Below are 25,912 nucleotides of genomic sequence, written 5' to 3'. Positions count from 1 at the left end.
GCGACCCCGCAGGGGCGGGCCGAATTTGGCCCAGCGCCGCGTTGCTCGTCGGTCACTATGCAACGGCATGGCTCCCTCCTCGCGCCTCACGCTGAGCCAAATTCGGCTCCGCGTCGACGCCTCCGCCCAAACAGGACAGGGTCTAGCGGGCGCTTTCGCGCGTCGTTACGGTAACAACGATGCCATGTTCGCCCACCCAGCGCTGGGTGGTACCGGATTCGAGCAGCAGGGTGGTGCGGACATTCAGCTTCCGCTCCTCGTTCTTCGGAATCCTGTCGCAGCGCCCGTTGTAGTCGTTCAGAGTTATCTGTTCATTCCACTCAAAGCTCAAATCGGTCATCCCCGTTCGCTCTCCCGCGCTGATCTCCAGCGAAGATTCGATTTCGGACCAGGATTCGCCCTTGCCGCATTTCAGTGTTCGTTCGTCTTGCCATCTGCGCTCATAACTGACCATGCGCGGAGACTGGTCCTTGCGATCGGGATTGACCGGCAGGCGCAGCGTTTCGTGGGCAATTTCCCTGCCATCGCGGGTCACCACAACTTCAAGATCACGCACGCTGATGCGTTCGGCGGGAACCTGTGCCCAGGCGGGGGTGGCCAGCAGGATGGCGAGCAGCCCGGTTGCAATTCTAGGCATCGGGCCTTCTCCTGAAACGAACCGTGAAACCTTCGCGCCCGGTCAGTTCGAATTCGCGTTCGCCCGGCTCGGCGAAATCGCTTTGCCAGGAAAAGTCGCGCCACCGCCACGGCTCGGATTCGCAGCGGTCAGCGCCCTTGGCACCCGGTGCCGGTTCCCCGCCGCGCAGGTCGAGCGAGAAACGGTAAGTCACGTTGCCTGGCGGATAGTTGTCCGCCCGCAGGCCGATTACGAGGCTGGCGCCGGTCTGGCGATAGTCCAGCGTCCAGGCCCCGGCGGGTTCTGCCCGCTCCCCGGCAAAGGCGAGAATGACCATCCCACAATCGGCAGCCTGCTGCAGGACCACTTCATCGCTCTGGTTATCGACCGAGATGGTCAGCGGCCCGCTCCAGAAGTACTCACCGTTCTTGCTGATCAGCACGTCGTAAGTGATCAGCGGGGTCTTGGCCTCTGGACGGCGCAGCTGGACATGGTGCCCAAATCCGGCGCGCAACTGAAAGGTCTGCTCGTACTGGGCCTGCAGCGGCTGCGGCCCGAGCAGACCGGCAAAGGCGGCCAAGGCGATCATGGCAAGGCGCGGCGCGGCTGGTTTCATTGCAATGTCAATCGCACGTGCATTCCGGCCAGGATCGGCACCTCGGTCGCTTGCCCCGGTTTCACAAACACGAACTGCTCGATCCGGTCAGAATAGCGATCGATCGGGGCCTTTTGGCATCGGGGATCGAAATAGCCGCACTGAGTGGATTCGTCTGGCGCCGCACACTGAGTTTGAGCGAGAGCCCGCCTTGCTCTGGCAGGCGGTGCTGCAGCCCCAGCTCCACCTCATGAATGAATCTGGTGACGAAATCCGTGCGCCCTCCCAGCGGGCAAGGTCGCAGTTCGGTCAGGTCCCGCTCGACCGTTACGTGCCCCATGCGGCGCACCAGCCCGGATACCACCTGGTCGATGACCGTGGCATCGTTTTCGACCAGTTCGACCCGCACCGTAACCGGCGGCCCAAGCGCCGGGGGGCGCCGCACGCCGATTGCCTCGGCCGGACCGATCGTCCCGGCCAGTGCCAGCAATCCGGCGGCAAGCCAGAGTCGGTTACCGGGGGCGGTGCTGGCTCGACGCATGAATGGGAAGCTATCCCGGCGCGGGCCAACCAGCAAGTGCTTCGCGTTACGCCACAATTCCGCGCGCATGGTCAAGCTGCACGACCAGGTCGGCGCGCTGCGGCATTTCCAGCAGGATCCAGCGGGTCAGGCGTTCGTAATGCTGGATGAAGCGCTGGACCTCTGCTCCGGTCATGGCCAGCGCGGCCCCGGTGGCGCGCAGCTCTGCCTCCTGCTGTTCGCGCCACTGGGCGACCACCTGCCAGTCCGGCGCGGCGAGCAGGACCAGCCGGTCGATCCGGGCGAACAAGTCCTGATAGGGTCCGGCCAGCGCGGCATTGGCGTGGCGGCGCCAGATGCCGCCGGGGTCTTCCTGCGCTTCCAGCGCGTTGGCGGGCTCGGCCAGCGCGGCGGGGTCCTGCGGGCGGGCGCCCAGGCACCAGCCTTCGAGCAGCAGCACCTGCGTTGCGGCGGGGGCGAGCGGCCAGGCGCTGCGCGGCAGGCGGTCGTCCTGGCCCTTGGCGAAGCGCGGCAGCGCGGCGCCCTCGCCCCGGGCCAACGCATCGACCACCTCCAGCCCCAGCGCCACGTCATGCGTGCCGGGCACCCCGCGCGTGGCGAACAGCGGGTGGACCTCGCGCGCCAGCGCCTGACGCTCCGCCCGGGTGCGGTAGAGATCGTCGAGCGACAGCATGGCGGCGGCGATCCCTTCGCGGGCCAGGCGATCGGCCAGCGCGGCGACCAGCGTGCTCTTGCCCGAACCTTGCGCGCCGCAGATCCCCAGCACGAACAGCCGCTCGATCGGGCGGGCGCGGATCATGTCGAGCAGGTTATGCAGCAAGGCGGGATCGGGCATGGCCTTGATATAGCAGGCTTGCACTGCGTCTGCACACAAAGGCCACCGGATTGGCATGGCCGCACCGCAACCCTGTTCACAGCACGCGGCCAGACAGGCCCCAACAGGGAGACTGACGCATGAGACTGTTGTCGAAAGAACGCTGGACCGGGGCCTTCGCGCTCAAGCTGGGGCTGACTGCGCTGGTCGTGCTGCTGGGCAATTATGTGTTCTGGGAGCTGGAACAGGCCACCGGGGTGCAGGGCATTTTCATGCTCGGCCTCTGCGCCGCACTGGCCGCCGCGCGCCCGGCGGTGCGCCGCGACAAGCGGGCGATGATCGCGCTGGGCATTGCCGCGCTCTATGCCCTGGCCCAGTTGTGGGATCCCAGCCCGCTGGCCTTCGCGCTGTTCTGGGTGGCGATCGGGCTGGCCACGCTGCTGCCCGGCACCGCGCGGTTCGACGATGGCTGGCGCTGGTTCCAGCGGCTGTTCGTGCACGGCTTCAAATCGCTGTTCGGCCCGCTGATCGATCTGGCGATCCTGTCAAAGGTCCGGCGCAAGTTGCCGCCCAGCAACTGGGGCCTGCGCCGCAGTCTGGCGGTGCTGGTACTGCCGCTGCTGGGCAGCGCGCTGTTCCTGTGGCTGTTCGCGCAGGCCAACCCGGTGATCGAACGGTTCTTCGCCTCGCTCACCCCGCCCGATTTCGACTGGATGTTCATTCCGCACATGATCCTGCTGGGCTTTCTGGGGCTGATCAGCTGGGGCGTGCTGCGCCCGCGTCCGCCGCGCCACACCTTTGGCACTTTCGATGGCAGCGGCGATCTGCCGATCCCGGGCTTCTCCTCGGCGGCGGTCACGCTGTCGCTGCTGGCCTTCAACGCGCTGTTCGCGCTGCAGAACGCGATGGACCTGGCCTACCTCTCGGGCCTCGCCGAGCTGCCCGACGGGATCGTGCTGTCCGAATATGCCCACCGCGGCGCCTATCCGCTGGTGGCGACCGCGCTGCTCGCCGCGCTGTTCGTGCTGGTGGCGCTGCGCCCAGGATCGCGCACCGCGCAAAGCCCGCTGGCGCGCGGGCTGGTGACACTGTGGATCGTCCAGAACCTGGTGCTGGTGGCCAGCGCGGCCTGGCGCACCTGGGACTATGTCGAGGCCTATTCGCTTACAGAGCTGAGGATTTCGGCGCTGCTGTGGATGGCGCTGGTCGCGGCTGGGCTCTTGCTGGTGCTGTGGCGGATGCTCAAGGAAAAGAGCGCGAGCTGGTTGATCAACGCCAACCTCGCCACCACCGCCGTGCTGCTTACCGTGGTCTGCTTTGTTGATCTGGGCGCGGTCGCGGCCAGCTGGAACGTGCGCCACGCCCGCGAGATCGACGGCGACGGGGCCGAGCTGGACCTGTGCTACCTCAACGATCTCAATGGATCGGCCCTGCTTTCGCTGGTCGAGCTTGAACAGCGCCCGCTGCCCGAAGCTCTGCACAACAAGGTCCGTTCGGTCCGCAACAACGTGATGCGCAAGATGGCTGACCAGCGCGGCGATGGCGGCTGGAGCCTTGCTCTCGACCACCGGCTGGACAAGGCGCGCGCGCTTGTCGGACCCGAAATATCCGCTCACGCTCTGGAAGGGCCCTGCTATGGCTACCTTGACGATTGACCTCGCCTCGCAAACCGCGCCATCTAACCCCATGACCCGCCGCGTCCTTCTGGTCGATGACGACCCGCATATTCGCCAGCTGCTGGCCTTTGCCTTCGACAAGGCCGGGATTGAGGTCTGCGAGGCCGCCGATGGCGAGGAGGCGCTGGCCGAAGTGGCGCGGCAGACCCCTGATCTGGTGGTGCTGGACATCAACATGCCGCGAATGGACGGGCTGGAGGTCTGCCGCCGGCTGCGCAGCTCGAGCGAGGTCCCGGTGCTGTTCCTCTCCAGCCGCGATGACGAGTTCGACCGGGTGCTGGGGATCGAGCTGGGCGCCGACGACTATGTGGTCAAACCCTTCAGCCCCCGCGAGGTGGTGGCCCGCGCCAACGCGATCATGCGCCGCGCCGCTCCGCGCGAGGTGCCGCCGCCCGCCGCCAGCGACGCCGTGGCGCAGGGCAAGCTCAGCCTCGATACCGAAGGCTGGGTTGCGCACTGGGACGGGGCCGAGGTGGCCCTGACCGTCAGCGAGTTCAACCTGCTGAAGGCACTGGTCGGCGCGCCCGGGCGGATCCTCAGCCGCGACCAGCTGATCGACCAGCTGCACGGCCCCGGCTTCGCGATCACCGACCGCACGATCGACAGCCACATCCGCAACCTGCGGCGCAAGTTCGCCGAAGCGGGCGGGCATGACGTGATCGAGACCCGCGCCGGGGTCGGTTACAAGCTTGGCCCCTGCAGCGGGGGCGCTCGATCCGGCGGCTGATCGCCTCGCTCAGGCGCTGGGCCCGGCGGCTCTGGCCGGTGCCGCGGCTGCGCTGGCTGCTGGTCAGCGTGCTGCTGTTCGCCGCCGCGCTGCCCGGGATCGCCGCGCTGGGCCTTCGGGTGTACGAGAACGCGCTGGTTCGCCGGACCGAGGCCGAAGTCAGCGCCCAGGCCGCGGCGCTGGCCGCCAGCACCGCGCTGGTCTGGCCCGGCGCGCAGCCTGCGCAGGTTGACGAGGCCGAAGCCCCGCCGGTGCCCGAGATGTCGCGGCTCGATCCCTATGCCGCGGCGATCACCACCGGGATCGACCTGCGATCGACCCCGATCCTGCCCGAACGCCCCCCGGCCCTGCCCGCCCGCGCTCCGCCCGATCCGGCGGCGCTGGCCGCCGCCCAGCGGATCGCCCCGGCGCTGGCCGAAACCAAGGCGGCAACGCTGGCCTCGATCGTGCTGCTCGACCGCGACGGGGTGATGGTCAATGGTCGCCAGACCGGCTGGAGCCTGGGCCGCCTGCCCGAAGTGCGTGCGGCGCTGGCCGGTGGTTCGCAGACGGTGATGCGGCTCAATTCCAGCTACCAGCGCGGCTGGCTGCTGCACTGGCTGAGCCCCGCGACCGACATTCGCCTGCACCACGCCCGCGCGATCACCGTCAACGGGCAGGTGGTGGGCGCGGTGCTGGTCTCACGCTCGCCCAGCGCGCTGTTTCGCGGCATGTGGGAGGACTGGGGCAAGATCGCGGTCGGCGCCGGGGTGATCTTCGTGCTGCTGCTGGCGATCGCGGCGGTGCTGGCCCGCGCGATCGTGGTCCCGGTTGAGCGGCTGTCCGACGCGACCCGCGCACTGGCCCAGGGCCGCAGCGCCCGGCTGCGCGCGCCAACGCTGGAAGTGCGCGAGATCCGCAGCCTCAACGCCGACTTTGCGCTGATGGCCGAGGCGATCAACCGCCGCAGCCGCTACCTGCGCGATTTCGCCGCCAGCCTCAGCCACGAATTCAAGACCCCGCTGGCCGGCATTCGCGGCGGGCTGGAACTGCTGCAGGATCACGGCGAGGGGATGAGCAAGGCCGAACGCGCGCGGTTCCTGTCCAACATGGAAGGCGATGCCGATCGGCTGTCGCGGCTGGTCAGCCGGCTGATGGAGCTGGCCCAGGCCGACATGGCCCGCGGCGATAGCGAAGCACGCGGCAATGTCGCGGCGGTGCTGGCGCGGCTGGCCGATGCCCATTCCAGCCCGCAATTCGCAGTAACCTATACCATCGAGCCCGATTATCCGCTGCTGGCGATCGAGGAGGAAGCGCTGGAAACGGTGCTTGCCACCCTGATCGAGAACGCCCGCCAGGCCGGGGCCAGCGCCCTAGCGGTAACCACCGGGCACCGCGGCCGCTTTGCCGGCATCGCGCTCAACGACAATGGCCCCGGCGTGCCCGAGGCCGACCGGGTGCGGGTGTTCGATCCCTTCTTCACGTCCAAGCGCGAGACCGGCGGCACCGGGCTGGGCCTGCCGATCGCCCGGGCGCTGGCCGAAAGCCGGGGCGGATCGCTCGAACTGGAGGAAAGCCCGCGCGGGGCCTGCTTCGTGCTGACCCTGCCGGTGGCGGGTTAGGGTCAGGAGCTGGACCCTCTCCATTTTTCGCGAAGGCGACAAATGGGGAGGTGGCATTTGCGCCAGCAAATGACGGAGGGGCCTCTGCCCTCGCGCCATTCCCCCTCCGTCTCGTCCTGCGGACGATCCACCTCCCCAAATGCGCCATTCGGCGAATTTGGAGAGGGCCTTTCCCTGCCTGCCCGCACCGGCTAGCCTCCCCCACAACAGGGAGAGTCCAAATGAGCCAACCACCCCTCAGCTGGCAGGTCGGGGACGTAACCGTCACCCGGATCGTCGAAATGATGCTGCCGCTGAAGGGCGGCGCCGAAGGGACCTTTTTGCCGCAGGCCACCCGCGAGGCACTGCGCAAGCACCCCTGGCTCTATCCGCATTTCGTCTCCGAAGCTGACGAGCTGCTGCTTTCAATCCACGCGCTGCTGGTCGATGCGCCGGGTCTCAGGCTGGTCGTCGATACCTGCATCGGCAACGACAAGCCGCGCAATCTGCTGGGCGGAGTGGCACTATCGACCCCGTTCCTGCGGCACATGGAAAAGGCCGGGTGGAGCCGCGAAAGCGTCGATGCGGTCGTCTGCACCCACATGCATGTCGATCACGTCGGCTGGAATACCATGCGCCAGGGCGATCATTGGGTGCCGACCTTTCCCAAGGCCCGCTACCTTTTCGCCCAGGCCGAATACGATCACTGGAACGCGTTCGAGGAAGACAACCAGCGCCAGATCATGGCGGATTCGGTCCAGCCGATCCTTGATGCCGGGCTGGCGGCATTCGTCGAGCTCGACCACCGGATTTCGGACGAGGTGCGGCTGGTGCCGACCGTGGGCCACACCCCCGGCCATGTCAGCGTGGGAATCGAAAGCAAGGGCCAGCGCGCGGTGATCACCGGCGACATGAGCCACCACCCCTGCCAGATGCCCCACCCCGACTGGTCCCCGGCCTTTGACAGCGATCCCCGCCAGGCCGCCGAAACGCGCGCGCGGATGTTTGGCGAATGGGCTGATGGCGATGTGCTGGTGATCGGCACACATTATGCCGGGCCGACCGCCGGCAAGGTGCGACGCGAAGGGGATGCGTTCCGGTTTGAGGTTTAGCGCGGCGGGTCGGACCCGTCCGAAGCCGGCTCGACCACCGGCTCGATTTCCCGCGCGGCATCGGCCGCCTGGCGGCGACTGGGCCGGTTCGCCGGGCGCGGGGCGAAGCTGATGTCGAGCGGGACAATCTGGCCATCGGGGCGCAGGCGAAAGCGCAGGGTGCCGATCAGCTTGGGATCGGCCAGCTGGCGTTCGATCGACTGGGCCCGCTCAAGCGAGGCATAGAACCGGCCCGGCTCAACGCTTTGGGCATTGACCGGATTGGCGCAGGCCATGCCCGGCTGGCGTTCGATCACCTCGGTGATGATCGGCGGGCGCCCCTCGATGCAGACCGGTTCATAGCTCCAGCGCGGCGAACCGTCTTCATCAACGATCCCAGGCCAGACGATCTGGTAGCGGACATAGTGACCCTGCAGCCGGTCCATCGGATCAAAGCCTTCGACCGGGGCGAGCCAGACCTGCCCCTGACTGGCGGTCCGGTCAGTGGTCAGCCACAGCCCGGCCAGTCCGGCCAGCGGCAGCAGCACGGCGCCCAGCCGCAGCAGTGCGGCGCGGGTCATGCCGACGCCTCCCGGGGCGGGGCATAGCGGCGGGCAATCACCACCGCCGCCCAGGCCACGCCCAGGATCATCACCCCGCTGGCGATCAGCCCCAGCCCGCTGCCAAGCAGGTCATCATCAAATTCGAAGCTGAGCACGATCAGCCGCAGTGCGACCATCGCCACGGCGACCTGAAAGGTTGCACGCCAGCCGCCGTGGATACTGGCGGCAGCCACTCCGGCCCACAGCGCGATGAACAGGATCGCGGCAAAGGCTGTCTGGCCTTCGGCCGGGCCTGACAGCAACACGATCGCGGCGGCCCCGGCCAGCACCGCAGCGGCGGCTTTGCCACTGGCTGCGCGGTGGACCAGAAAGACGATGGCCGCGCCGGCCAGCAGCACCGCTGCGCGCAGGCCCAGCGGGCCGGCGCCATAATCAGGATCGCCGCCATCGCTGCCACTGCCCCAACCATAGATCCCGATTGCCATCAGGCTGGCCATGCCCACGGCATAGATCATGCCCAGTTGCTCGATCCGCAGGCCCATCACCTCACGGCCCGGGCTCAGACGCAGCAGCGCGCCCAGCCCGGCGGCGAGCAGCGGCAGCGAAGTGACGATTGCCACTTCATCCGGGCTGGGGCCACTCCATCGGCCATCAAGTGTGTCGTAACCGCCCGAGGCATAGCTGATTGCCGCGCCGCCCATGGCCAGCATCAGCGCCAGCGCGGTCAGCCAGCTCTGCCCGCGCAGCAACAGCAGCGGCCCCAGCAGCGCCAGCCAGGTCAGCAGGGGCTGCCACAAGGGTGAGGTGGTCTGGTAGGCCTGGCCCAGGTGGGCAAAGAAGCTTAGCCCCAGGGCGCCGATCACGAACAGCAGGCCTTCCTCGATCCACGGGTTGCGATCACGCAGCCGGTCACCCTGCCACCAGGCCAGGCCCAGCGCGGCAGCCACCAGCGCCAGGTGGATGCCCAGCCGGACCATGGCCGGAATGTCGTCCCAGTTGGCCGCGACCACCAGCACGATCCCCAGCCCGATCGCCAGCGCGCCGATCCCGATCACCGCCCACAGCGCCAGCGGGCGGGCATGGGCTGCTTCCCAGGTCCGGATCCGCGCCGCGGCTTCGGCGTCGATCACGCCGCCATCGACCCAGGCCTTGAGCTTGCGTTCGTTCATTGCCGCCATGCTTATCGCAATGGTCCGGGCGAACAAGCCTTTTCAGGGGGGGGACGGGACCGCACCGGCCGCGATGACAATTCGATTTTCCTACACGCCCGGAACCTGTCACACTCCCCGCCATGCCGCATGCACCGCCCGGCGGGCCCAGCCCCTGCCGCCACAGTCCGGACCCTTCACCAAGCCGCGCCCCCAGCGCGGCTTTGGCGCATCTGGGGCCCGCCTATGGAAAACTCATAGAATGCACCCAGGATGTGTTTCATCAACTAACCCCGCACCGGATAGCCGCTCCAGCGCTTGATCCGGCGGATCGCGAAGGCCGACCGCATCGAGGAAACGCCGGGCAAGGCAGCCAGGCAATCGCGGTGGATGTGGTCGTACTGTTCCAGATCGCGCGCGGCGACCCGCAGCAGGTAGTCGGCTTGCCCGGCCATCAGGTGGCAATCGAGGATCTCGTCAAAGTCGGCCACGGCACGCTCGAACCGGTCCATCGCCTCGCGGCTCTGGCTGGTCAGGGTAATCTCGACGAAGGCCTGCAGCTTGAGCCCCAGTGCCTGCGGATCGAGCTGCGCGGCATAGCCGGTGATCACCCCCGCCGCCTCGAGCGCCTTGATCCGCCGGTGGCAGGCCGAGGGCGAAACCCCCGCCGCTTCGGCAAGGTCGGCGATCGAGCGCGAGCTGTCTTTCTGGAGTGCTTCAAGGATCAGAACGTCGTTGCGATCCATGGTGATATTTTCCGATCTTTTGCCTTTCATCGGGAATTATCACCGTTTCACCGGCAGGTGAAGGCGATATCTGGTGAAACATTCGCTTCGCCCCGGCGTATCCTGCTGCCCATTCAGAGCCAAGGAGAGGCCCCCATGCGCGTCGGCACCGTCAAGGAAATCAAGAACCACGAATATCGCGTCGGACTGACCCCCGAAAGCGTCAGCGAACTGGTGGCGCACGGCCACGAAGTGTGGGTCGAAACCGCGGCAGGCAGCGGGATCGGCGCCTCGGACGCGGACTATCAGGCCGCCGGGGCCGTTATCAAGGCCACTGCTGCCGAGATCTTCGCTGAGTGCGAAATGGTGGTGAAGGTCAAGGAACCGCAGGCGGTCGAACGCGCGCAGCTGCGCAAGGGACAGATCCTCTACACCTACCTGCACCTGGCCCCCGATCCCGAACAGACCGCCGACCTCGTCAAGTCGGGCGTCACCGCGATCGCCTATGAAACCGTCACCGGGGCCGACAATTCGCTGCCGCTGCTGAAGCCGATGAGCCAGGTTGCGGGCCGGATGAGCATCCAGGCCGGTGCCTCGGCGCTGGAAAAGGCGCATGGCGGGCGCGGCGTGCTGCTGGGCGGGGTCCCGGGCGTGCTGCCGGCCAAGGTGGTGGTGATCGGCGGCGGCGTTGTCGGCTTCAACGCCGCGCAGATGGCGGTCGGCATGGGTGCCGATGTGACCATTCTCGATCGCGATCCGGCGGTGCTGGAAAAACTCGACAACCATTTCGAAGGCCGCGCGCGCACGCTCTATTCGGGCAAGGCGAGCCTGGCGCAGCAGGTCGCCGAGGCCGATCTGGTGATCGGCGCGGTGCTGATCCCCGGTGCCGCCGCGCCCAAGCTGGTGACCCGCGACATGCTGAAGACCATGAAGCCGGGCGCGGTGCTGGTCGATGTCGCGATCGACCAGGGCGGCTGCTTCGAAACCAGCAAGGCCACCACCCATGCCGATCCGATCTATGTGGTTGACGGGATCGTCCACTACTGCGTCGCCAACATGCCCGGCGCGGTGGCGCGGACCAGCACCTATGCGCTCAACAATGTGACCCTGCCGCACGCGCTGAAGATCGCCGATCTGGGCTGGAAGGCCGCGCTGGGGGCCAACCCGCACCTGGCCGCGGGCCTCAACGTCCACGACGGCAAGGTGACCTACGAGGCCGTGGCCCGCGACCTGGGCTACGCTTACGTCCCGGTCAGCGAAGTTCTGGCCTAGGGACAAGCGCTTGATGCAGGTGTTGCCGCCGCGTTAACCAGACTGCGACACCAATCCGCATGGCTGGCAGCCTATTCTGGCAAGGATGGATGCCGGCCTGCACTTGTCCCAACGCCTGATCCGGCTCGCCCTGCGCTGGCTCGCGCTGGCGCTGCTTGGTCTGGCGGCGCCGGCGGCGGCGCACACCGGCAGGCCCGAAGCAGGTCTGAAGCCGGCCTGCCACGCCTATGCCGACACGGCCCGGCAAGCCGCCGCTGTCAGATCCGGCCCGACTGGCTGGATTTGCAGCGACGACCAATGGTTTGCCGGATCGCGCCACACGCTGCTGCGCTTTGACCTGGGCCCAGCAGGCCAGGTGCCGGCCCGGCTCGAAACCCGCCTGTCGCGGTTCGAAGCGCTGACGATCGCGATCGAGCGCGGTGATGGGCAGGTCAGCCTGCACCAGCTTTCGACCCACGATTTCGTGCCCTACGGTCACATGGGCATGGCGATCGACCTGCCGGATAGCGGGGCCCCGGCACGGCGCATCACGCTGGATTTTGTCGGTGCCACCTCCACCCCGCTGATCAACAATGTCCGCCTGTATCGCCAGCCCGGCCCACCGGTAACCACCGAACAGGTGGTGCTGGCAGCGCTGTGCGGGATCCTGCTGGTCCCGCTGTTCTTTAACTTGGCACTGTTCCGCGTCCTGCGCGACCGCTTCCTGCTGTGGCACATCGCGGTGGTCGGTTTCCTGCTGACGCACACCTTCATCTCGTCCGGTCTGGTACCACTGGCTGCCAATGTGCCGGTCGGTACGATCTCGATGCTGATCGCGCTGACATTTTGCGGCGGGGCCGCATCGGCGATCATGATGGCCAGCGATTTCATCGAACCCGACATGCTGGCACCCCAGCATCGGCGGGCCCTGCGAATTGCGGCCTTGTGGGTAGTTGCCAACATCGCCTTCTTCCTGGCGACGATGGACTGGCTGCAGGCCTATGGGGTGAACGCCTATTACCTCAACTGGCTGCCGGTAATCGCGATCTTCAGCTGGCCGCTATGGAATGCCTATCGCAATGGCAGCCGGGCAGTACGCTTCCTGATCGCTTCGTGGCTGCCACTGCTGGTCACCAGCCTTTGGCAGATCGCCGAGAGCATGCTGGGCAATCAGGCCGAACCGCTCAGTCTGTTCATCGCCCAACGCGCCGCCATCGGGCTGGAGGTGCTGATCGGTTCGATCGCTATCGCCGACCGGTTCATCCAGCTGCGCCGTGACCATGCCCAGTCGCAGGTGCTGGCCAGCGAGATGACCCGCCTGGCCGAATGTGACCCGCTGACCGGTCTGCTCAACCGCCGCGCGATCGAAAGCCGTTTTGCTGCACTGCGCAAGGACGGCTTTGCGACCATGGCGCTGATCGATCTCGATCATTTCAAGCAGGTCAACGATCGCCATGGCCACACCGTAGGCGATCGGGTGCTGCTGGCCGTGGCCGCCGCCCTGCCCGAAGAGCGCGACATCCTGTCGGTGCGGATGGGCGGCGAGGAATTCATGCTGCTGCTGCGCGGCCGCCTGGCCGTACAGCGCGCCGAACACGTCCGGCGGTCACTGACAGCGCGGGTTGCACGTGATGTCGATGGTCTCGACCAGCCGCTCACCGCCAGCATGGGTGTGGTCGAGATTCCGGCCGAAGTCATGCCCGATGCCAGCTTTGCCGCGATCTATGCACGGGCCGATGGTCTGCTTTACCAGGCCAAGCGCGCCGGCCGCAACCGGATGGTCCAGGAGCGGATGACCGCCTTTGCCCGGCCAGCAGCCGGCCAGGGCCGCGCAGCCTCAGCCTAATTCGTCGGCAAAAGGCCGAAACGGGGCAGTCACATCCGCGCGCACGCGGACCAGCCGGCCGCTGGCGCGCTCAAGCATCGCCCAGGTGGTGTTCGAACTGACGATCACCTTGCCTTCAGCATTGCGAAAATCGACCCGGCGGTCGAACCGGGCGCCGGTGGGCGCGCTCGGAATAAAGGTTTCGGCGGTCACCACCTCACCCTCACCGACATTGCCGCGATAGTCGATCTCGTGCCGGGTCACGACCCAGAAGTAGACTTCCTGATGCTCGGGCGCGGCAACGCTCGACCAGTGGGAAATCGCGATCTGCTGGATCCAGTCCACCCAGACCGCGTTGTTGACATGGCCCAGCTCGTCGATGTGTTCCGGCAGCGCGGTGAAGGTCATCGAGTGGCGGTTGGTCATCCCTCTACCCCCAGCTGCCACAGCACGAAGGCAAACTCCTCGGCGGTTTCGCGCAGACTCTCGAACCGCCCGCTCTTGCCGCCATGGCCCGCGCCCATGTTGGTCTTCAGGAGCAGCTCGTTCTGGTCGGTCTTCAATTCGCGCAGCTTCGCCACCCATTTGGCCGGTTCCCAATAGGTCACGCGCGGATCGTTCAGACCGGCGGTGACCAGCAGCGGCGGATAGGCCTGGGCCTTGACCTGATCGTAGGGCGAATAGGACCGGATCAGTTCGAACGCGGCCTGGTCCTCAATCGGGTTGCCCCACTCGGGCCATTCGCCTGGGGTCAGCGGCAGCGAGGCATCGAGCATGGTGTTGAGTACATCGACGAACGGCACATGCGCCACCACCGCGCCCCACAGGCCAGGATCGGAATTGATCGCCGCACCAATCAGCTCGCCCCCGGCCGAACCGCCCGAGATCGCGATGTGCCCGGCCCGGGTCAGCCCGCGCTCGATCAGGCCCCGCGCGACATCGACAAAGTCGGTAAAGGTGTTGGTCCGCCGCTCCAGCTTGCCGGCCTTGTACCAGGCCCGGCCCAGGTCATCACCGCCGCGGATATGGGCGATCGCATAGGCGAACCCCCGATCGACCAGGCTCAGCCGTGCGGTTGAGAACCCCGGATCGATTGCGATGCCATAGGCGCCGTAGCCATAAAGGTAGAGCGGCCCAGGCGCGATGCGATCCCGGCGATAGACCACCGAAACCGGCACCCGTGTGCCATCGCGCACGGCGATCTCCAGCCGTTCGGTGGTGTAGAGCGAGGCATCATAGCCCGAAGGGATTTCCTGCACCTTGAGCGTGGTCATGCTGCGCGCGGAAACATCGTATTCCAGCACCGAGGCCGGGCTGACCATGCTTTCGTAGGACAGGCGCAGCGTCGAAACCGCCCATTCGGGATTGTCGCCCAGCCCGGCGACATAGCTCGCTTCGGGGAACTGGATCGGCTCGACGCGGTCGAACTCGCCGTAATAGCGCACCTCAATGTGATCGAGCCCGCGCACCCGGCTTTCGACCACCCAGAAGTCCTGGAACAGCTCGAACCCGGTCAGGTACACGTCGTCGCTGCCTTCGATCAGCGGTGCGGTCACTGTGGGCTCGGCCAGCGGGGCATAGACGATGCTGAAGTTTTCGTGGGTGTCGTTGGCGTGGATGAAGACGATGTCCTCGACCACATCGACATCGTATTCGACCCCGCTGCGGCGCGGCCAGATCAGCTGCGCCGGGGCCAGCGGATCGGCGGCGGGAACCAGCCGCGCTTCACTGGTTTCATGATCACCGCAGGACAGGATCAGCCATTCTTCATTGGCGGAAAGCCCGGCGCTGACCCGGAACCCTTCATCAGCCTCGCGGTATAGCTCGGCATCTTCGGCCAGGGGACGGCCCAGCCAGTGCAGGCAGGCCCGGTCAGTGCGCCATTGCTCGTTGGCCGGGGTATAGACGATCCCCTTGTCACCCGCGACCCAGACCAGGCTGCCCAGCGTTCCGGGGATCTCGTCAGCCAGCAGCTCGCCGCTGGCCAGATCGGTGATCCGCGCGGTGTAGCGTTCCGAGCCGTTGTCATCAAACGACCAGGCCAGCAGCCGCCCGCCGTGCGAGACCGACAGGGCCTCAAGCCGGAAGTACTCCTTGCCTGCCGCCAGCGCGACCTCATCTAGGATCAGCTGGTCGGGTCCGCCCGCCACCGGCCGGCGCCACCACTTCTTGTACTCGGCGCCCTGCTCGAACTCGATCCAGTAGAGGTAGTCGCCATCCTTCTGCGGCACCGACTTGTCGGCTTCCTTGATCCGGCCGCGCATTTCCTTGAACAGGGTGTCGATCCGGCCCTGCTGCGGGGCCATGCGCTGTTCGAACCAGGCGTTCTCGGCCTTGAGGTGCGCCAGCACCTGCGGATCGGTCACCTCGGGATAGCCCGGATCGCGCAGCCAGGCATAGTCATCGCTGATTTCGATCCCGTGGTGGCTTTCGACGTGCGGCTTCTTCGGCGCGACGGGAGGAGTGGCAAGAGTCATGGCATGGCTCTATGGTGGTGACAGAAGGACTGCAACACCATGCTGATGAATACCCATGAAGCGCGCCTCGATGCGCTGCGCAAGGAATTGAAGACCCGCAGGCTCGATGGCTTCGTGGTGCCGATCTCTGACGAGCATATGAGCGAATATGTCGGCGCCTATGCCCAACGGCTGGCCTGGCTGACCGGGTTCGGCGGTTCGGCCGGAACGGCGGTGGTACTGGCCGACAAGGCCGCGATTTTCATCGACGGGCGTTATACGCTGCAGGTGCGCGAGCAGGTGGACGGGCGGCTGTTCGACTATGTTTCGGTCCCGGCCACATCGGTTTCGGCCTGGCTGGGCGAACATGCACCCGGAGGCAGCAAGATCGGGTTCGATCCCTGGCTGCACGGCAAGCCCTGGGTCGATGCCACCAACAAGGCGCTGAAAGCCAAAGGCGCGGCGCTCGAACCGGTCGAAGGCAACCCGATCGACGCGATCTGGGCCGACCAGCCCGCGCCATCGCTGGCCCCGGCGCTGGTCCACGGCAACGAATACACCGGCAAGTCGAGCGAGGCCAAGCGCAGCGAGGTAGCCGAATGGCTGGCCGCCAAGGGCCTCGACGCGGCAGTGGTTTCCGCGCTTGATGGCGTCGCCTGGCTGCTCAACCTGCGCGGCACCGACGTGAGCTGCACGCCGGTGGCGCTCAGCTTCGTGCTGGCCCATGCCGATGGCACCGCCGAGCTGTTCATCGCCGAGGACAAGGTCACCCCCGAACTGCGCGCCCATCTGGGCAATGCCGTAACGGTGCGCCCGCGCGAGGCATTTGTGCCGCAGCTCAAGGCGCTGGCCGGAAAGAAGGTCGCAGTCGATCCCGAACGCTCGGTCGAGGCGGTCTTCGCCGCGCTGCAAGGCGCCGGCGCGCAGGTGATCGAACTGACCGACCCGACCGTGCTGGCCAAGGCGGTCAAGAACCCGGTCGAACAGGCCGGCCAGCGCGCCGCCCAGGCCCGCGACGGGGCGGCGATCGCCAGGTTCCTCCACTGGCTCAGCGTGGAAGCGCCCAAGGGCGGGCAGGACGAGCTTTCGGCCGCCGCCAGGCTGCAGGCCTTCCGCGAGGAAAGCGAGCTGTTGCGCGACATGAGCTTCGATACGATCTCTGCCGCGGGTCCCCACGCCGCCAGCCCGCACTACAAGGTGGACGAGGCAAGCAACATCCCGATCGATCCCTCGTCGGTCTATCTGGTTGATTCGGGCGGGCAGTACCTGGATGGTACCACCGACATCACCCGCACCGTCTGGATCGGCCCGGGCCAGCCCACGGCGGAACACAAGGATCGCTTCACCCGCGTGCTCAAGGGCCACATCATGCTGGCCCAGGCGGTGTTCCCGCAGGGTACTATCGGCAGCCAGCTCGATACCCTGGCGCGTCATGCGCTGTGGCAGGCCGGGGTTGATTATGCCCACGGCACCGGGCACGGGGTCGGCAGCTTCCTGTCGGTCCACGAAGGGCCGCAGCGGATTGCCAAGGCGCAGGGCGGCCAGGCCGGAACCGGGCAGGAACTGCTGGCGGGGATGATCCTGTCGAACGAACCGGGCTATTACAAGGCCGGTGACTTCGGGATCCGCACCGAAAACCTGGTGCTGGTCGAACGCCGCGAGATCCCCGGAATGGAAGGCGAATGGCTGGGCTTAGAAACGCTGACCTTCGCCCCGATCGACCGCACCCTGGTCGATACCAGCCTGCTGACCCGCGACGAGCTCAAGTGGTGGGATGATTATCACGCCAAGGTCGAAGCCGTGCTGGCACCGCAGCTGGAAGGCGAAGTACTGGCCTGGCTGAAGGAGGCGTGCAGGGCGCTCAGCCGGGGGTAGGTCAGGTTGCGACCAGGTGCTGCCGGAACCAGTCTGCGACTTCCGATTCAGGCAGTTCTCCGGCGGCAAGCGCCAGCATCATGGCGATGGCAGCATCGGGAGAAAACTGCAATCTGCGGCCATTGACCGCCAGGAACAATCGCGCAAAGACCCAGGCGGTTCGCTTGTTCCCATCGACGAAGGGGTGATTCCGGGCGATGCCATAGGCATAGGCAGCCGCAAGCGCGGCGGGATCTTCCTCGCCATAGTTCCAGCGATTAACCGGCCGGGCCAGGGCGGAATCGAGCAGTCCTGGGTCGCGCAATCCCGCGCCACCGCCATGCTCAGCCAGTTGGCGATCATGGATGGCGATGGCATCTCGCTGATCAAGCCAGACTGGCTCGATCCGCCCTGCGCTCATTTTGCAAGGACGCTCAGGATGTCGCGGTCTTCCCGCATGATCGCCTCAGCCGCTTCCATCTTTGCGGCAAATTGGGGATCGCAAGCCGTAACATGAAAGCCGGTTGGCGTTTCGGTGAAATAAACCTGATCCCCCAATGCCACGCGCAGCTTCGCGAGAAATTCCTTGCTGACCGGAATTGCGGTTGAATTACCATGCTTGGCGATTTTGGAAGTCATGTTCATACATTTGTTATACCAATGGCGCGGAAGAATGCAACCTTCCTTGACTCTCTCCAGATGTTCGCATCATGTTCCCCTAATTCCACAAGGAGCGAATCAATGATCGGATATGTAACCGTCGGTACCAACGACCTGCCGCGCGCCGCCAAATTTTATGATGCTATTGCCGCCGAAATGGGCACCGGGCGGATGATGGAATTCGAAACCTTCATCGCCTGGGGCACGCCGGGCGGCGGCTGCGGGATTGCGGCGACCAAGCCTTTCGACGGCCAGCAGGCGACTGTCGGCAACGGGGTGATGGTGGCGATCGAGGCGCGGGACCAGGACCAGGTCCAGCGGCTCTACGATCTGGCGCTGGCCAACGGCGGCAGCGACGAAGGCGCGCCCGGGCCGCGCGGTGACGGGTTCTATGCCGGTTACTTCCGCGATCCCGATGGCAACAAGCTCAACGCTTTTGTCATGGGCTGAGCGGGCCGCGATAAACGCCGGGTGAACCAGGTTCCCCGTTTGCGACAATTGGCGACAAATTCGCTTGCTTCGGGCACAATCCAGCGACAGCCTGCGCCTATCAGGGGCCATGGAAGCCGTGTCGATCTCCCTTGTTCCCCTCCCCTCGGGATCGCGCGGCTTCACCCCTTTCGCAAGTACGGGAGTACGCAGATGAAGAAGATCACCCTTGGCCTGTCGCTGCTGGCGCTGGGCATTGCCGGCACCGCAATTGCCGCCGCCGAACGTGGCCCGGGCATGGACCCGTTGGGCGACAAGACTGTTACCAAGGCCGAATTCCTGGCCAGCCATGGTGACATGTTCGCCAAGATGGATGCCAACAAGGACGGCAAGCTCGATGCGGCTGATCGTGCCGCGCATCAGGGCCAGATGCAGGGCCAGATGTTCGACAAGCTCGACACCGACCACAACGGTTCGATCTCGCGCGAGGAATTCGCTGCTGCTCACCAGCGCGGTGGCGACCGGGCCGGGCATGGCCAGCGCGAAGGCAAGCATGGCGAACACGGCGGCAAGCGCGGCGGCATGATGATGAAGATGGCCGATGCCAACAAGGACGGCGCGGTCACGCGTGACGAACTGCAGGCCGCCGCCGCCAAGCATTTTGACATGATGGACGCCAACAAGGACGGCAAGCTGACCAAGGAAGAGCGTCAGGCCGCGCGCGACAAGATGCGCGCAATGAAGGGCGGCAAGCGCGGCGGGCAGGGTCCGGGCCCGCACGCCGGGCATGACATGCCCCCGCCGCCGGCCAACTGACCCGGCCACCGCAAGCGGCTGCGATGGAGCAATCTGCGCCCACCCGCCTGCTGCTGGTCGATGACGAACCGGCACTGCGCGAACCCCTGGCCGAGTACCTCTCGCGCCAGGGGTTTGCCGTGCGCCAGGCCGCCAGCGCGGCCGAGGCGCGCAGCCTGATCAAGGTCGAGCTGCCCGAACTGGTGCTGCTCGATATCATGATGCCGGGTGAGGATGGCCTGTCGCTGTGCCGTCATCTGGCCGATGCGCACCAGATCCCCACGATCCTGCTGACCGCCAAGGGCGAAGCGATGGACCGGATTGTCGGGCTGGAAATCGGCGCCGACGACTATGTCGTCAAACCTTTCGAACCACGCGAACTGGTCGCGCGGATCCGATCGGTCCTGCGCCGGGCAACCAAGGGCGCCAGCGCGCCGGCCGACGATGAAGAGTTCGAATTCGAAGGCTGGCGGCTCGATCCGCTCAAGCGCCGGCTGACCGATCCCGAAGGCGCGATGGTCTCGATCTCATCGGTCGAATTCCGCCTGCTGATGGCCTTCCTCGAACACCCCCGCCAGGTACTCGATCGCGACCGGCTGCTCGACATGGTCCAGGGCCGCGAAGCGCATCTGTTTGACCGCGCGGTCGACAACCAGGTCAGCCGCCTGCGCCGCAAGATCGAACCCGACAGCAAGAACCCCACGCTGATCCAGACCGTCTGGGGCGGCGGCTACATGCTCGCCGCCGATGTCCGCCGGGTGAAGTCGCCCTGACATGACACGCTGGTTCGGGGGCATCTGGCCGAAGAGCCTGCAAGGACAGCTGCTGCTGGCGGTGGCGCTTGCGCTGTTGCTGGCGCAGGGGATCAGCGCCGCGCTGCTCTATTCCGCGCAGGTCGAGCGCCGCGAGGCCGCCCTGGTCCATGCCGCCGCGATCCGGCTGTTCGCCGCCAACCGCGAAGGCCGGATGGCCGGTCAGCACCCGCCCGGCGCAGTCGAGGCGGCGCGCCAGCTGAAAGTCGAGCAGATCGCCAGATCGCCGCTACTGCCCAGCGATCATCGGATCGACCGGGCCGAGCAGGAATTGCAGGAAATCCTGGCCGGACAGGGCTTTTCAACCGGCAATGTGGTGGTGTTTCACCGCCCGCTGGGGCACGATCGGCACCTGGCCAATCGCATCGCCCGCCGTACGGTCGCACTGGGTGAGCACGCCCCACCGCCGCCGCGCGAAATGATGGTTGCCGCAGTCGAGATGCCAGCCAAGGCAGGGTGGATGGTGGTCCGCATGCCGGTCCCGCGCCCTGAACGCGGCCTGCTGCTGACCCTGGTTGGCCAGACCTTGCTGCTTTACGCCCTGCTGTTCGGCGCGATCGCGCTGATCCTGGGCCAGATCACCAAACCGCTGAAGGCCTTGACCGGGCGGCTGGAGCGTTTCGCCGAAACGCGCGACGCACAAGGCCAGCTTGAGCCCCGGGGACCGGATGACGTCCGCCGCCTGATCGTGGCGCACAATGCGATGGAAGCGCGCCTGGCTGCGCTGCTCGATGAAAAGGACGTGATGCTGGGCGCGATCGGGCATGACCTCAAGACACCGCTGGCGGCCCTGCGGGTGCGGATCGAAAGCGTCGAGGACGAAGGTGAGCGCGCCAAGATGGCCCGCACGATCGAGGACATCACCCGCAGCCTCGACGATATCCTCAGCCTCGCCCGGGTCGGACGCCCCAGCGACCCGCTCGAACCGGCCGAACTGGGCGCGCTGGTCTTGCAGGTAGCCGAGGAATTCGAGGACATGGGCGAGCCGGTGACTTTCGAGGGCGGCGAGCGCATTGTCCTGCCGATCCGCGCCACCTGGCTGCGCCGGGCGGTGCGCAATCTGGTGGTCAATGCGCTGCGCTATGGCAAAGTCGCGCGGATCGAACTGGTGCGCGAAGGCGGTCAGGCCGTGATCCGGATCGAAGACCAGGGCCCGGGAATTCCCGAAGACCAGATCGCCCGGATGCTTGAACCCTTCACCCGCGGCGAACCGTCACGCAACAGCGAGACCGGCGGCGCCGGGCTGGGCCTGACCCTGGCCCGCGCGATTGCCGACCAGCACGGCGGCAGCCTGCAGCTGGCCAACCGCCGCGATTCGGCCGGCATGGTAACCGGCCTGGTCGCGACCCTGGCCTTGCCGCTTACTTGACCTTCGCCAGTTCGGCCGAGAATTCGGCGCCGCGCTTGTCCTTGAGCACCCCGCAGGAACGCACCCGCTCAACCGTGCGTTCCAGCTCAAGCGCGCCGGTCCGGCCCTTCAGCTTGGGCCGCAGCAGTGCGGCAATCTCGTCCGATCGCTCGACCGAGCAGAACCCGCTCAGCACCGCCGGCAAACGTGCCGCCGAGAAGATCCCGCCGCCGCCGTTGGTCAGCTGGTCGAAATTGGCCTTGAGCCATTCGAAACCGAGATCGCGGGTTTCGCGGGTCGAAATCACGGTGCGGACCATGTCGAGCCGTTCGCTTTTGCGCAGGCGTGGATCAGCAAAGTCGTTCAGCACCCAGCGTGCGATCTCGGCATTGCCGGAACCGGCAACAACGCCCAGCGCATAGGGCCGGAACACCGGATCCTGCGAGGCGAGCGCCTTGTTGGTCAGGGTCTTGGCGGCAGGCAGGCCGCCTTCATCGACCAGCACCGCGAAGGCCATGCCGAACCAGGCCGGGTCAAGCGCATTCGCATCGCCGGCGAAATAGGCCTGCGCGGCGCTGGCCAGCTGCTTGCGCAATGCAGGGTCTTTGGCCGATCCGACAAGCTCTCCGACCACCTGTTCGCGTTGCTGCGAGCGTTCGGGGTCTTCGCCGGCATAGGCCCCGGCTTTCGGATCGAAACCCATCGCCGCCAGGCGCGGGCGATAGATCTGTTCGACCAGGCGGCGGAACCCGGCCTCGCCGGCCTGGTCAAGCATGCCGGTGCGGGCCAGCGCCCCGATCGAACCCATACCGGCTTCGCTGGCATAGCTGTCCTTGTTGCGCGCCAGGTTGCGCGCCGAAGCAACCAGTTGCGCGGGGCTGGCGCGTCCGGCCAGGAAGCTGGCGTAAAGCGAATCGTCGAGCGCCAGCGCCTCGCCGCCCGGCAACCGGTCGGCCAGCGCAATCAGCGCATCCCAGTCACGGGCGGGCAGTTCGAAGCGGTAATATCCGGTGCCGCCCAGATTGGGCACCAGCACGCCCTTGCCGCGCAGCTGCAGACCGGCGCTTTCCCCGGTCAGCATCTGGCACTGGCGGGCCCCGCCGGTCTTGCGCACGCAGACCGGCACGCCCCAGCGTACCGCCGGCGCCGTGGTGCCCAGCCGCACATAGCGGCTCTGACTGATCCGGTAGCCGCCCTTGCCATCGGCGGCGAAAGTGACCAGCGGCACGCCCTGCTGGTCGGTGAAGCTCTGCATTGCCGGGACGATCCGGGGATCGCCCGAAGCCTCGGCCATGGCGGCAAAGAAATCGGTGCTGGTGGCGTTGCCATAGCGGTGCTTGGCCATGTAGCGGCGCACCCCGTCGCGGAACTTGGTATCGCCCATGTAACCGGCGATCATCGCCACCACGTGCCCGCCCTTGCCATAGGTGATCGAATCGAACGCCTCGTCGATCTGGGCGTTGGTCTGGATCGGCTGGTGGATCGCGCGACCGGCCACCAGCGAATCGGTGTTCATTGCGCTGAACCCTTCGGCCAGCGCACCGGCCCGGATGTTGAGATTGGGCCGCCATTCGTGACCGATGCGGAAGCCCATCCAGTTGGCGAAGCTTTCGTTCAGCCAGATATCGTCCCACCAGGCCGGGGTAACCAGATCGCCGAACCACTGGTGCGACAGTTCGTGTGCGACAACCATGCCAAAGCTTCGCTTCTGGCTGGTCGGCGCCTTTTCATCGAGAATCAGGATCGGATCGGCATAGAGATCGGCCCCGGCATTCTCCATCGCGCCGGGCAGGATCGGCGTGGTGATCTGGTCCAGCTTGGGATAGGGGAAGCCCTGGTTGAAATAGCGCTCAAGGTGGGTGACGATCCCCTTGGTGCCTTCCAGCGCGAAACTCATCCGGTCGGCATTCTGCTTGGTGGTGACGATCCGGATCGGCAGCGGCGTCTTGCGCTGGGGCGTTGGCGCAACCTTGCCTTCCAGGGTCGCAAACGGCCCGACCATCATCGCCATCAGGTAGGTCGGTAGCGGCAGTGTCGGCGCGAAACGGTGAACCTGCCAGTCGCCCTCGGTGCTGGTAGACACTTCGGGCGCGTTGCTGACCGCGGTGTGCCCCTTGCGGGTACGCAGAGTGACAGTGAAGGGCACCTTGAAGCCCGGTTCATCGAAGCCGGGAAAGGCCGCCCGGGCATCGATCGACTGGAACTGGGTCCAGCTGTACCAGTCCTCGCCCACCTTGACCCGGAACATGCCTGACGGGCCCTGCTGGAAGGGCGCGTCATAATCAAAGCTGAAAGTCACCTTGCCGGCCGGCAGCGGTTCATCGAACACCAGCCGGGCAACCCCGCTGGGATCAAGCTCAAACCAGCGACCGGTCAGAACCTTGCCGCCGGCACTGGCGGTCACCCTGGCCATCTTGAGATCGCGGCCATGCAGGTCGATAAACTGGCTGGGCGCCTTCAGCGTCGCGTCGATTTCGACATGGCCGGAAAAGCGTTCCTGCGCCGGATCGACACTGAGGTCGAGCCGGTAGGCCAGCGGCCGCGCGGCGTCGGTCAACTTGCCCGGGGGGACCGGAGCGAGCGCGGCTGCAGCCGTGCTGGCCGGGTCGGCGGCTGGAGCATCAGCCAGCGCAGGCGCGGCGTAAGCAAGCGAGAGTGCGGAAGCGGCGAGCAACAACGAACGCATGGAATTCCCCTGGCGACCAATAGGCGAGTTGCCAGCCTCAGACCCCAGCGCGCGCGCAAATGCAACCGTCCGCTTCGACGAAACGCCGTTTGCCGCCGACCAGCGTCAGCGCAGCAGGTTGCCCACCACCCCGCGTGCAAAGCGGCCAAACACCGAGCCGCCCAGTGCCGTCGCCAGCGTACCTGCGGCCGCGGCGGCAGCCGATGCGGCGGGCGAGGCGCTCGAGCGGCGCCCGGTGATCTTGCGCGCCACCATCGCCCCGGCCGATGCCGCCGCTGCCCCAAACGCCGCCTTGCCGGCCCGTTCCCACAGCGATGGCGTGGCACGCGGCTGGGCGCGCTGCACCTCGGCCCCACGCTCCTCGATCACCTGCGCGGCCTGGGCCGCATCATGGGCCTTCTGCGCCAGTACTTCCTCGGCGCTCTGGCGATCGACCGGGGTATCGTACTTGCCCGCGAACGGACTGATCGACTGGACAATCGCGCGTTCATCGGTCGTGATCGGCCCCAGCCGCGAGCGCGGCGGAACGATCAGCGTGCGCTGGACCTCGCCCGGCGCGCCATCCTCATCAAGCGTAGAAACCAGCGCCTCACCCACTTTCAGCTCGGTTATCGCGGTTTCGACATCGAGTGCCGGATTGATCCGGAAAGTTTCCGCTGCAGCCCGGATCGCCTTCTGGTCGCGCGCAGTGAAGGCGCGCAGCGCGTGCTGGACCCGGTTGCCCAGCTGCCCGGCGATCCGTTCGGGAATGTCGATCGGGTTCTGGGTGACGAAATAGACCCCCACTCCTTTCGAGCGGATCAGCCGCACCACCTGCTCAATCTTGTCGAGCAGCGCCGGCGGGGCATCGTCGAACAGCAGATGAGCTTCGTCAAAAAAGAACACCAGTCGCGGTTTTTCGGGATCGCCCACTTCGGGCAGCGCCTCGAACAGTTCGGACAGCAGCCACAGCAGGAAGGTGGCGTAGAGCTTGGGGCTCTGCATCAGCCGGTCGGCGGCGAGCACATTGATCATGCCTTTGCCGTTTTCGTCGCTGCGCAGGAAATCGTGCACCTCGAAGGCCGGTTCGCCAAAGAAGCGGTCGGCGCCCTGGCTTTCGAAGGCCAGCAACTGGCGCTGGATCGTGCCGACCGAGGCGCGCGAGATATTGCCATAGGTCATGGCCAGGTCCGCCGCGTTCTGCGCGCAGGCGATCAGCACCTTCTGCAGGTCGTCCATGTCGAGCAGCAGCAGGCCGTTGTCGTCAGCCCACTTGAACGCGATCGCCAGCACGCCTTCCTGGGTCTCGTTAAGGCCCATCAGGCGGCTCAGCAGCAGCGGGCCCATTTCCGAAATCGTGGTGCGGATCGGGTGGCCCTGTTCGCCGTAGAGGTCCCAGAACACTGCCGGGTTGTCATGATATGCGAACGGATCGATCCTCAGTTCACGGGCCCGCCCCTCGATCTTGTCGGCATGCTGGAACTGGCTCGAACCGGCCAGACAGATGCCTGACAGATCGCCTTTCACATCGGCCAGGAACACCGGCACCCCGGCCGCGCTGAACTGTTCGGCCATGGTCTGCAGGGTGACGGTCTTGCCGGTGCCGGTCGCCCCCGCGACCAGCCCATGGCGGTTGGCCATGTCGAGCCGCAGCTCTTGCCGTGTGCCGTCAGCCGCCAGACCCAGAAAGATGTTGTCCATGAATGCCTTGCTCCTGCCGGTCCGCCGGCCACCGAGGCAG

General features: G+C 66.5%; 24 protein-coding genes. 11 read left to right on the top strand and 13 right to left on the bottom strand.

Annotated elements, in window-relative coordinates:
• Positions 1 to 142: 142 nt before the first annotated feature.
• The 4 genes from IT549_RS01495 to IT549_RS01480 form a co-directional block, all read right to left on the bottom strand.
• A complete protein-coding gene (locus IT549_RS01495; RefSeq protein ID WP_292969484.1) occupies positions 143 to 637 on the bottom strand; it encodes a hypothetical protein in 495 nt (164 codons plus the stop codon).
• Complete coding sequence (locus IT549_RS01490; protein WP_292969483.1) at positions 630 to 1,205, bottom strand: hypothetical protein; 576 nt, start codon at positions 1,203 to 1,205, stop codon at positions 630 to 632. The genes IT549_RS01495 and IT549_RS01490 overlap by 8 nt, the downstream gene beginning before the upstream one ends.
• An 88-nt stretch (positions 1,206 to 1,293) precedes the next feature.
• On the bottom strand, positions 1,294 to 1,752 hold the full coding sequence (locus tag IT549_RS01485) for a hypothetical protein (RefSeq protein WP_292969482.1): 459 nt from the start codon (positions 1,750 to 1,752) through the stop codon (positions 1,294 to 1,296).
• A 46-nt stretch (positions 1,753 to 1,798) separates the two neighbouring features.
• Positions 1,799 to 2,587 carry a kinase gene (locus tag IT549_RS01480; protein WP_292969486.1) on the bottom strand — a complete coding sequence of 263 codons (789 nt, stop codon included), beginning with the start codon at positions 2,585 to 2,587 and terminating at the stop codon, positions 1,799 to 1,801.
• Positions 2,588 to 2,706: 119 nt separating this feature from the next.
• Between IT549_RS01480 and IT549_RS01475 the strand changes: the two genes are divergently transcribed.
• The 4 genes from IT549_RS01475 (at position 2,707) to IT549_RS01460 (ending at position 7,661) form a co-directional block, all read left to right on the top strand.
• Positions 2,707 to 4,221: a DUF4173 domain-containing protein gene (locus tag IT549_RS01475; protein ID WP_292969481.1), complete on the top strand. Its 1,515-nt coding sequence runs from the start codon at positions 2,707 to 2,709 to the stop codon at positions 4,219 to 4,221.
• Between the two features lie 31 nt (positions 4,222 to 4,252).
• Positions 4,253 to 4,969: a response regulator transcription factor gene (locus IT549_RS01470; protein WP_292969480.1), complete on the top strand. Its 717-nt coding sequence runs from the start codon at positions 4,253 to 4,255 to the stop codon at positions 4,967 to 4,969.
• 38 nt (positions 4,970 to 5,007) lie between these two features.
• Positions 5,008 to 6,570 carry a HAMP domain-containing sensor histidine kinase gene (locus IT549_RS01465; protein ID WP_292969479.1) on the top strand — a complete coding sequence of 521 codons (1,563 nt, stop codon included), beginning with the start codon at positions 5,008 to 5,010 and terminating at the stop codon, positions 6,568 to 6,570.
• 221 nt (positions 6,571 to 6,791) lie between these two features.
• On the top strand, positions 6,792 to 7,661 hold the full coding sequence (locus IT549_RS01460) for an MBL fold metallo-hydrolase (RefSeq protein WP_292969478.1): 870 nt from the start codon (positions 6,792 to 6,794) through the stop codon (positions 7,659 to 7,661).
• On the opposite strand, the gene IT549_RS01455 is transcribed toward IT549_RS01460, so the two are convergent.
• From IT549_RS01455 to IT549_RS01445, 3 genes are all read right to left on the bottom strand, one after another.
• Positions 7,658 to 8,221 (bottom strand): hypothetical protein, encoded by a 564-nt coding sequence (locus IT549_RS01455; protein WP_292969477.1) that lies wholly within the window; start codon positions 8,219 to 8,221, stop codon positions 7,658 to 7,660. The two genes, IT549_RS01460 and IT549_RS01455, sit on opposite strands and share 4 nt — an antisense overlap.
• Complete coding sequence (locus IT549_RS01450; protein ID WP_292969476.1) at positions 8,218 to 9,372, bottom strand: DUF2157 domain-containing protein; 1,155 nt, start codon at positions 9,370 to 9,372, stop codon at positions 8,218 to 8,220. The genes IT549_RS01455 and IT549_RS01450 overlap by 4 nt, the downstream gene beginning before the upstream one ends.
• A gap of 266 nt (positions 9,373 to 9,638) precedes the next feature.
• Positions 9,639 to 10,097 carry an Lrp/AsnC family transcriptional regulator gene (locus IT549_RS01445; protein WP_292969475.1) on the bottom strand — a complete coding sequence of 153 codons (459 nt, stop codon included), beginning with the start codon at positions 10,095 to 10,097 and terminating at the stop codon, positions 9,639 to 9,641.
• Between the two features lie 135 nt (positions 10,098 to 10,232).
• Here IT549_RS01445 and ald point away from each other — a divergent pair, with 135 nt between their 5' ends.
• Together ald and IT549_RS01435 are read left to right on the top strand one after the other, a co-directional pair.
• The gene (gene ald, locus IT549_RS01440) at positions 10,233 to 11,348 is read left to right on the top strand and encodes an alanine dehydrogenase (protein WP_292969474.1); all 1,116 of its coding nucleotides are present in this window, start codon (positions 10,233 to 10,235) and stop codon (positions 11,346 to 11,348) included.
• A gap of 103 nt (positions 11,349 to 11,451) precedes the next feature.
• Complete coding sequence (locus tag IT549_RS01435; protein WP_292969473.1) at positions 11,452 to 13,173, top strand: diguanylate cyclase; 1,722 nt, start codon at positions 11,452 to 11,454, stop codon at positions 13,171 to 13,173.
• Here IT549_RS01435 and IT549_RS01430 read toward each other — a convergent pair.
• Together IT549_RS01430 and IT549_RS01425 are read right to left on the bottom strand one after the other, a co-directional pair.
• Complete coding sequence (locus tag IT549_RS01430) at positions 13,165 to 13,578, bottom strand: acyl-CoA thioesterase (protein ID WP_292969472.1); 414 nt, start codon at positions 13,576 to 13,578, stop codon at positions 13,165 to 13,167. The genes IT549_RS01435 and IT549_RS01430 overlap by 9 nt on opposite strands.
• A complete protein-coding gene (locus tag IT549_RS01425) occupies positions 13,575 to 15,629 on the bottom strand; it encodes a S9 family peptidase (protein WP_292969471.1) in 2,055 nt (684 codons plus the stop codon). Before IT549_RS01425 ends, IT549_RS01430 begins: the two co-directional genes overlap by 4 nt.
• A 39-nt stretch (positions 15,630 to 15,668) precedes the next feature.
• Between IT549_RS01425 and IT549_RS01420 the strand changes: the two genes are divergently transcribed.
• Entirely contained in the window at positions 15,669 to 17,483 is a 1,815-nt protein-coding gene (locus tag IT549_RS01420; protein WP_292969470.1) for an aminopeptidase P family protein, read from the top strand.
• Between the two features lies 1 nt (position 17,484).
• Here IT549_RS01420 and IT549_RS01415 read toward each other — a convergent pair whose 3' ends face one another.
• Positions 17,485 to 17,883: a type II toxin-antitoxin system death-on-curing family toxin gene (locus IT549_RS01415; protein ID WP_292969469.1), complete on the bottom strand. Its 399-nt coding sequence runs from the start codon at positions 17,881 to 17,883 to the stop codon at positions 17,485 to 17,487.
• Positions 17,880 to 18,101, bottom strand: a complete 222-nt coding sequence (locus tag IT549_RS01410) for an AbrB/MazE/SpoVT family DNA-binding domain-containing protein (RefSeq protein WP_292969468.1) — start codon at positions 18,099 to 18,101, stop codon at positions 17,880 to 17,882. The genes IT549_RS01415 and IT549_RS01410 overlap by 4 nt, the downstream gene beginning before the upstream one ends.
• Positions 18,102 to 18,203: 102 nt before the next feature.
• On the opposite strand from IT549_RS01410, the gene IT549_RS01405 reads away from it, so the two are divergent.
• The 4 genes from IT549_RS01405 to IT549_RS01390 all read left to right on the top strand — a co-directional run bounded on the left by IT549_RS01405 (position 18,204) and on the right by IT549_RS01390 (position 21,527).
• Positions 18,204 to 18,572 (top strand): VOC family protein, encoded by a 369-nt coding sequence (locus IT549_RS01405; protein WP_292969467.1) that lies wholly within the window; start codon positions 18,204 to 18,206, stop codon positions 18,570 to 18,572.
• A 192-nt stretch (positions 18,573 to 18,764) separates the two neighbouring features.
• Positions 18,765 to 19,367, top strand: a complete 603-nt coding sequence (locus IT549_RS01400) for an EF-hand domain-containing protein (protein WP_292969466.1) — start codon at positions 18,765 to 18,767, stop codon at positions 19,365 to 19,367.
• A 23-nt stretch (positions 19,368 to 19,390) separates the two neighbouring features.
• Positions 19,391 to 20,119: a response regulator gene (locus IT549_RS01395; protein WP_292969465.1), complete on the top strand. Its 729-nt coding sequence runs from the start codon at positions 19,391 to 19,393 to the stop codon at positions 20,117 to 20,119.
• A 1-nt stretch (position 20,120) separates the two neighbouring features.
• Complete coding sequence (locus IT549_RS01390; RefSeq protein WP_292969464.1) at positions 20,121 to 21,527, top strand: ATP-binding protein; 1,407 nt, start codon at positions 20,121 to 20,123, stop codon at positions 21,525 to 21,527.
• Here IT549_RS01390 and IT549_RS01385 read toward each other — a convergent pair.
• Together IT549_RS01385 and IT549_RS01380 are read right to left on the bottom strand one after the other, a co-directional pair.
• On the bottom strand, positions 21,520 to 24,192 hold the full coding sequence (locus tag IT549_RS01385; RefSeq protein ID WP_292969463.1) for a M1 family metallopeptidase: 2,673 nt from the start codon (positions 24,190 to 24,192) through the stop codon (positions 21,520 to 21,522). The genes IT549_RS01390 and IT549_RS01385 overlap by 8 nt on opposite strands.
• 105 nt (positions 24,193 to 24,297) lie before the next feature.
• Complete coding sequence (locus IT549_RS01380; RefSeq protein ID WP_292969462.1) at positions 24,298 to 25,872, bottom strand: helicase HerA-like domain-containing protein; 1,575 nt, start codon at positions 25,870 to 25,872, stop codon at positions 24,298 to 24,300.
• Between the last annotated feature and the right edge of the window lie 40 nt (positions 25,873 to 25,912).

Source organism: Novosphingobium sp., assembly GCF_020852455.1.
Lineage (GTDB): Bacteria > Pseudomonadota > Alphaproteobacteria > Sphingomonadales > Sphingomonadaceae > Novosphingobium.
The sequence above is the reverse complement of the archived record's forward strand: the minus strand, read 5'-3'. Positions and strand labels throughout refer to the sequence as shown.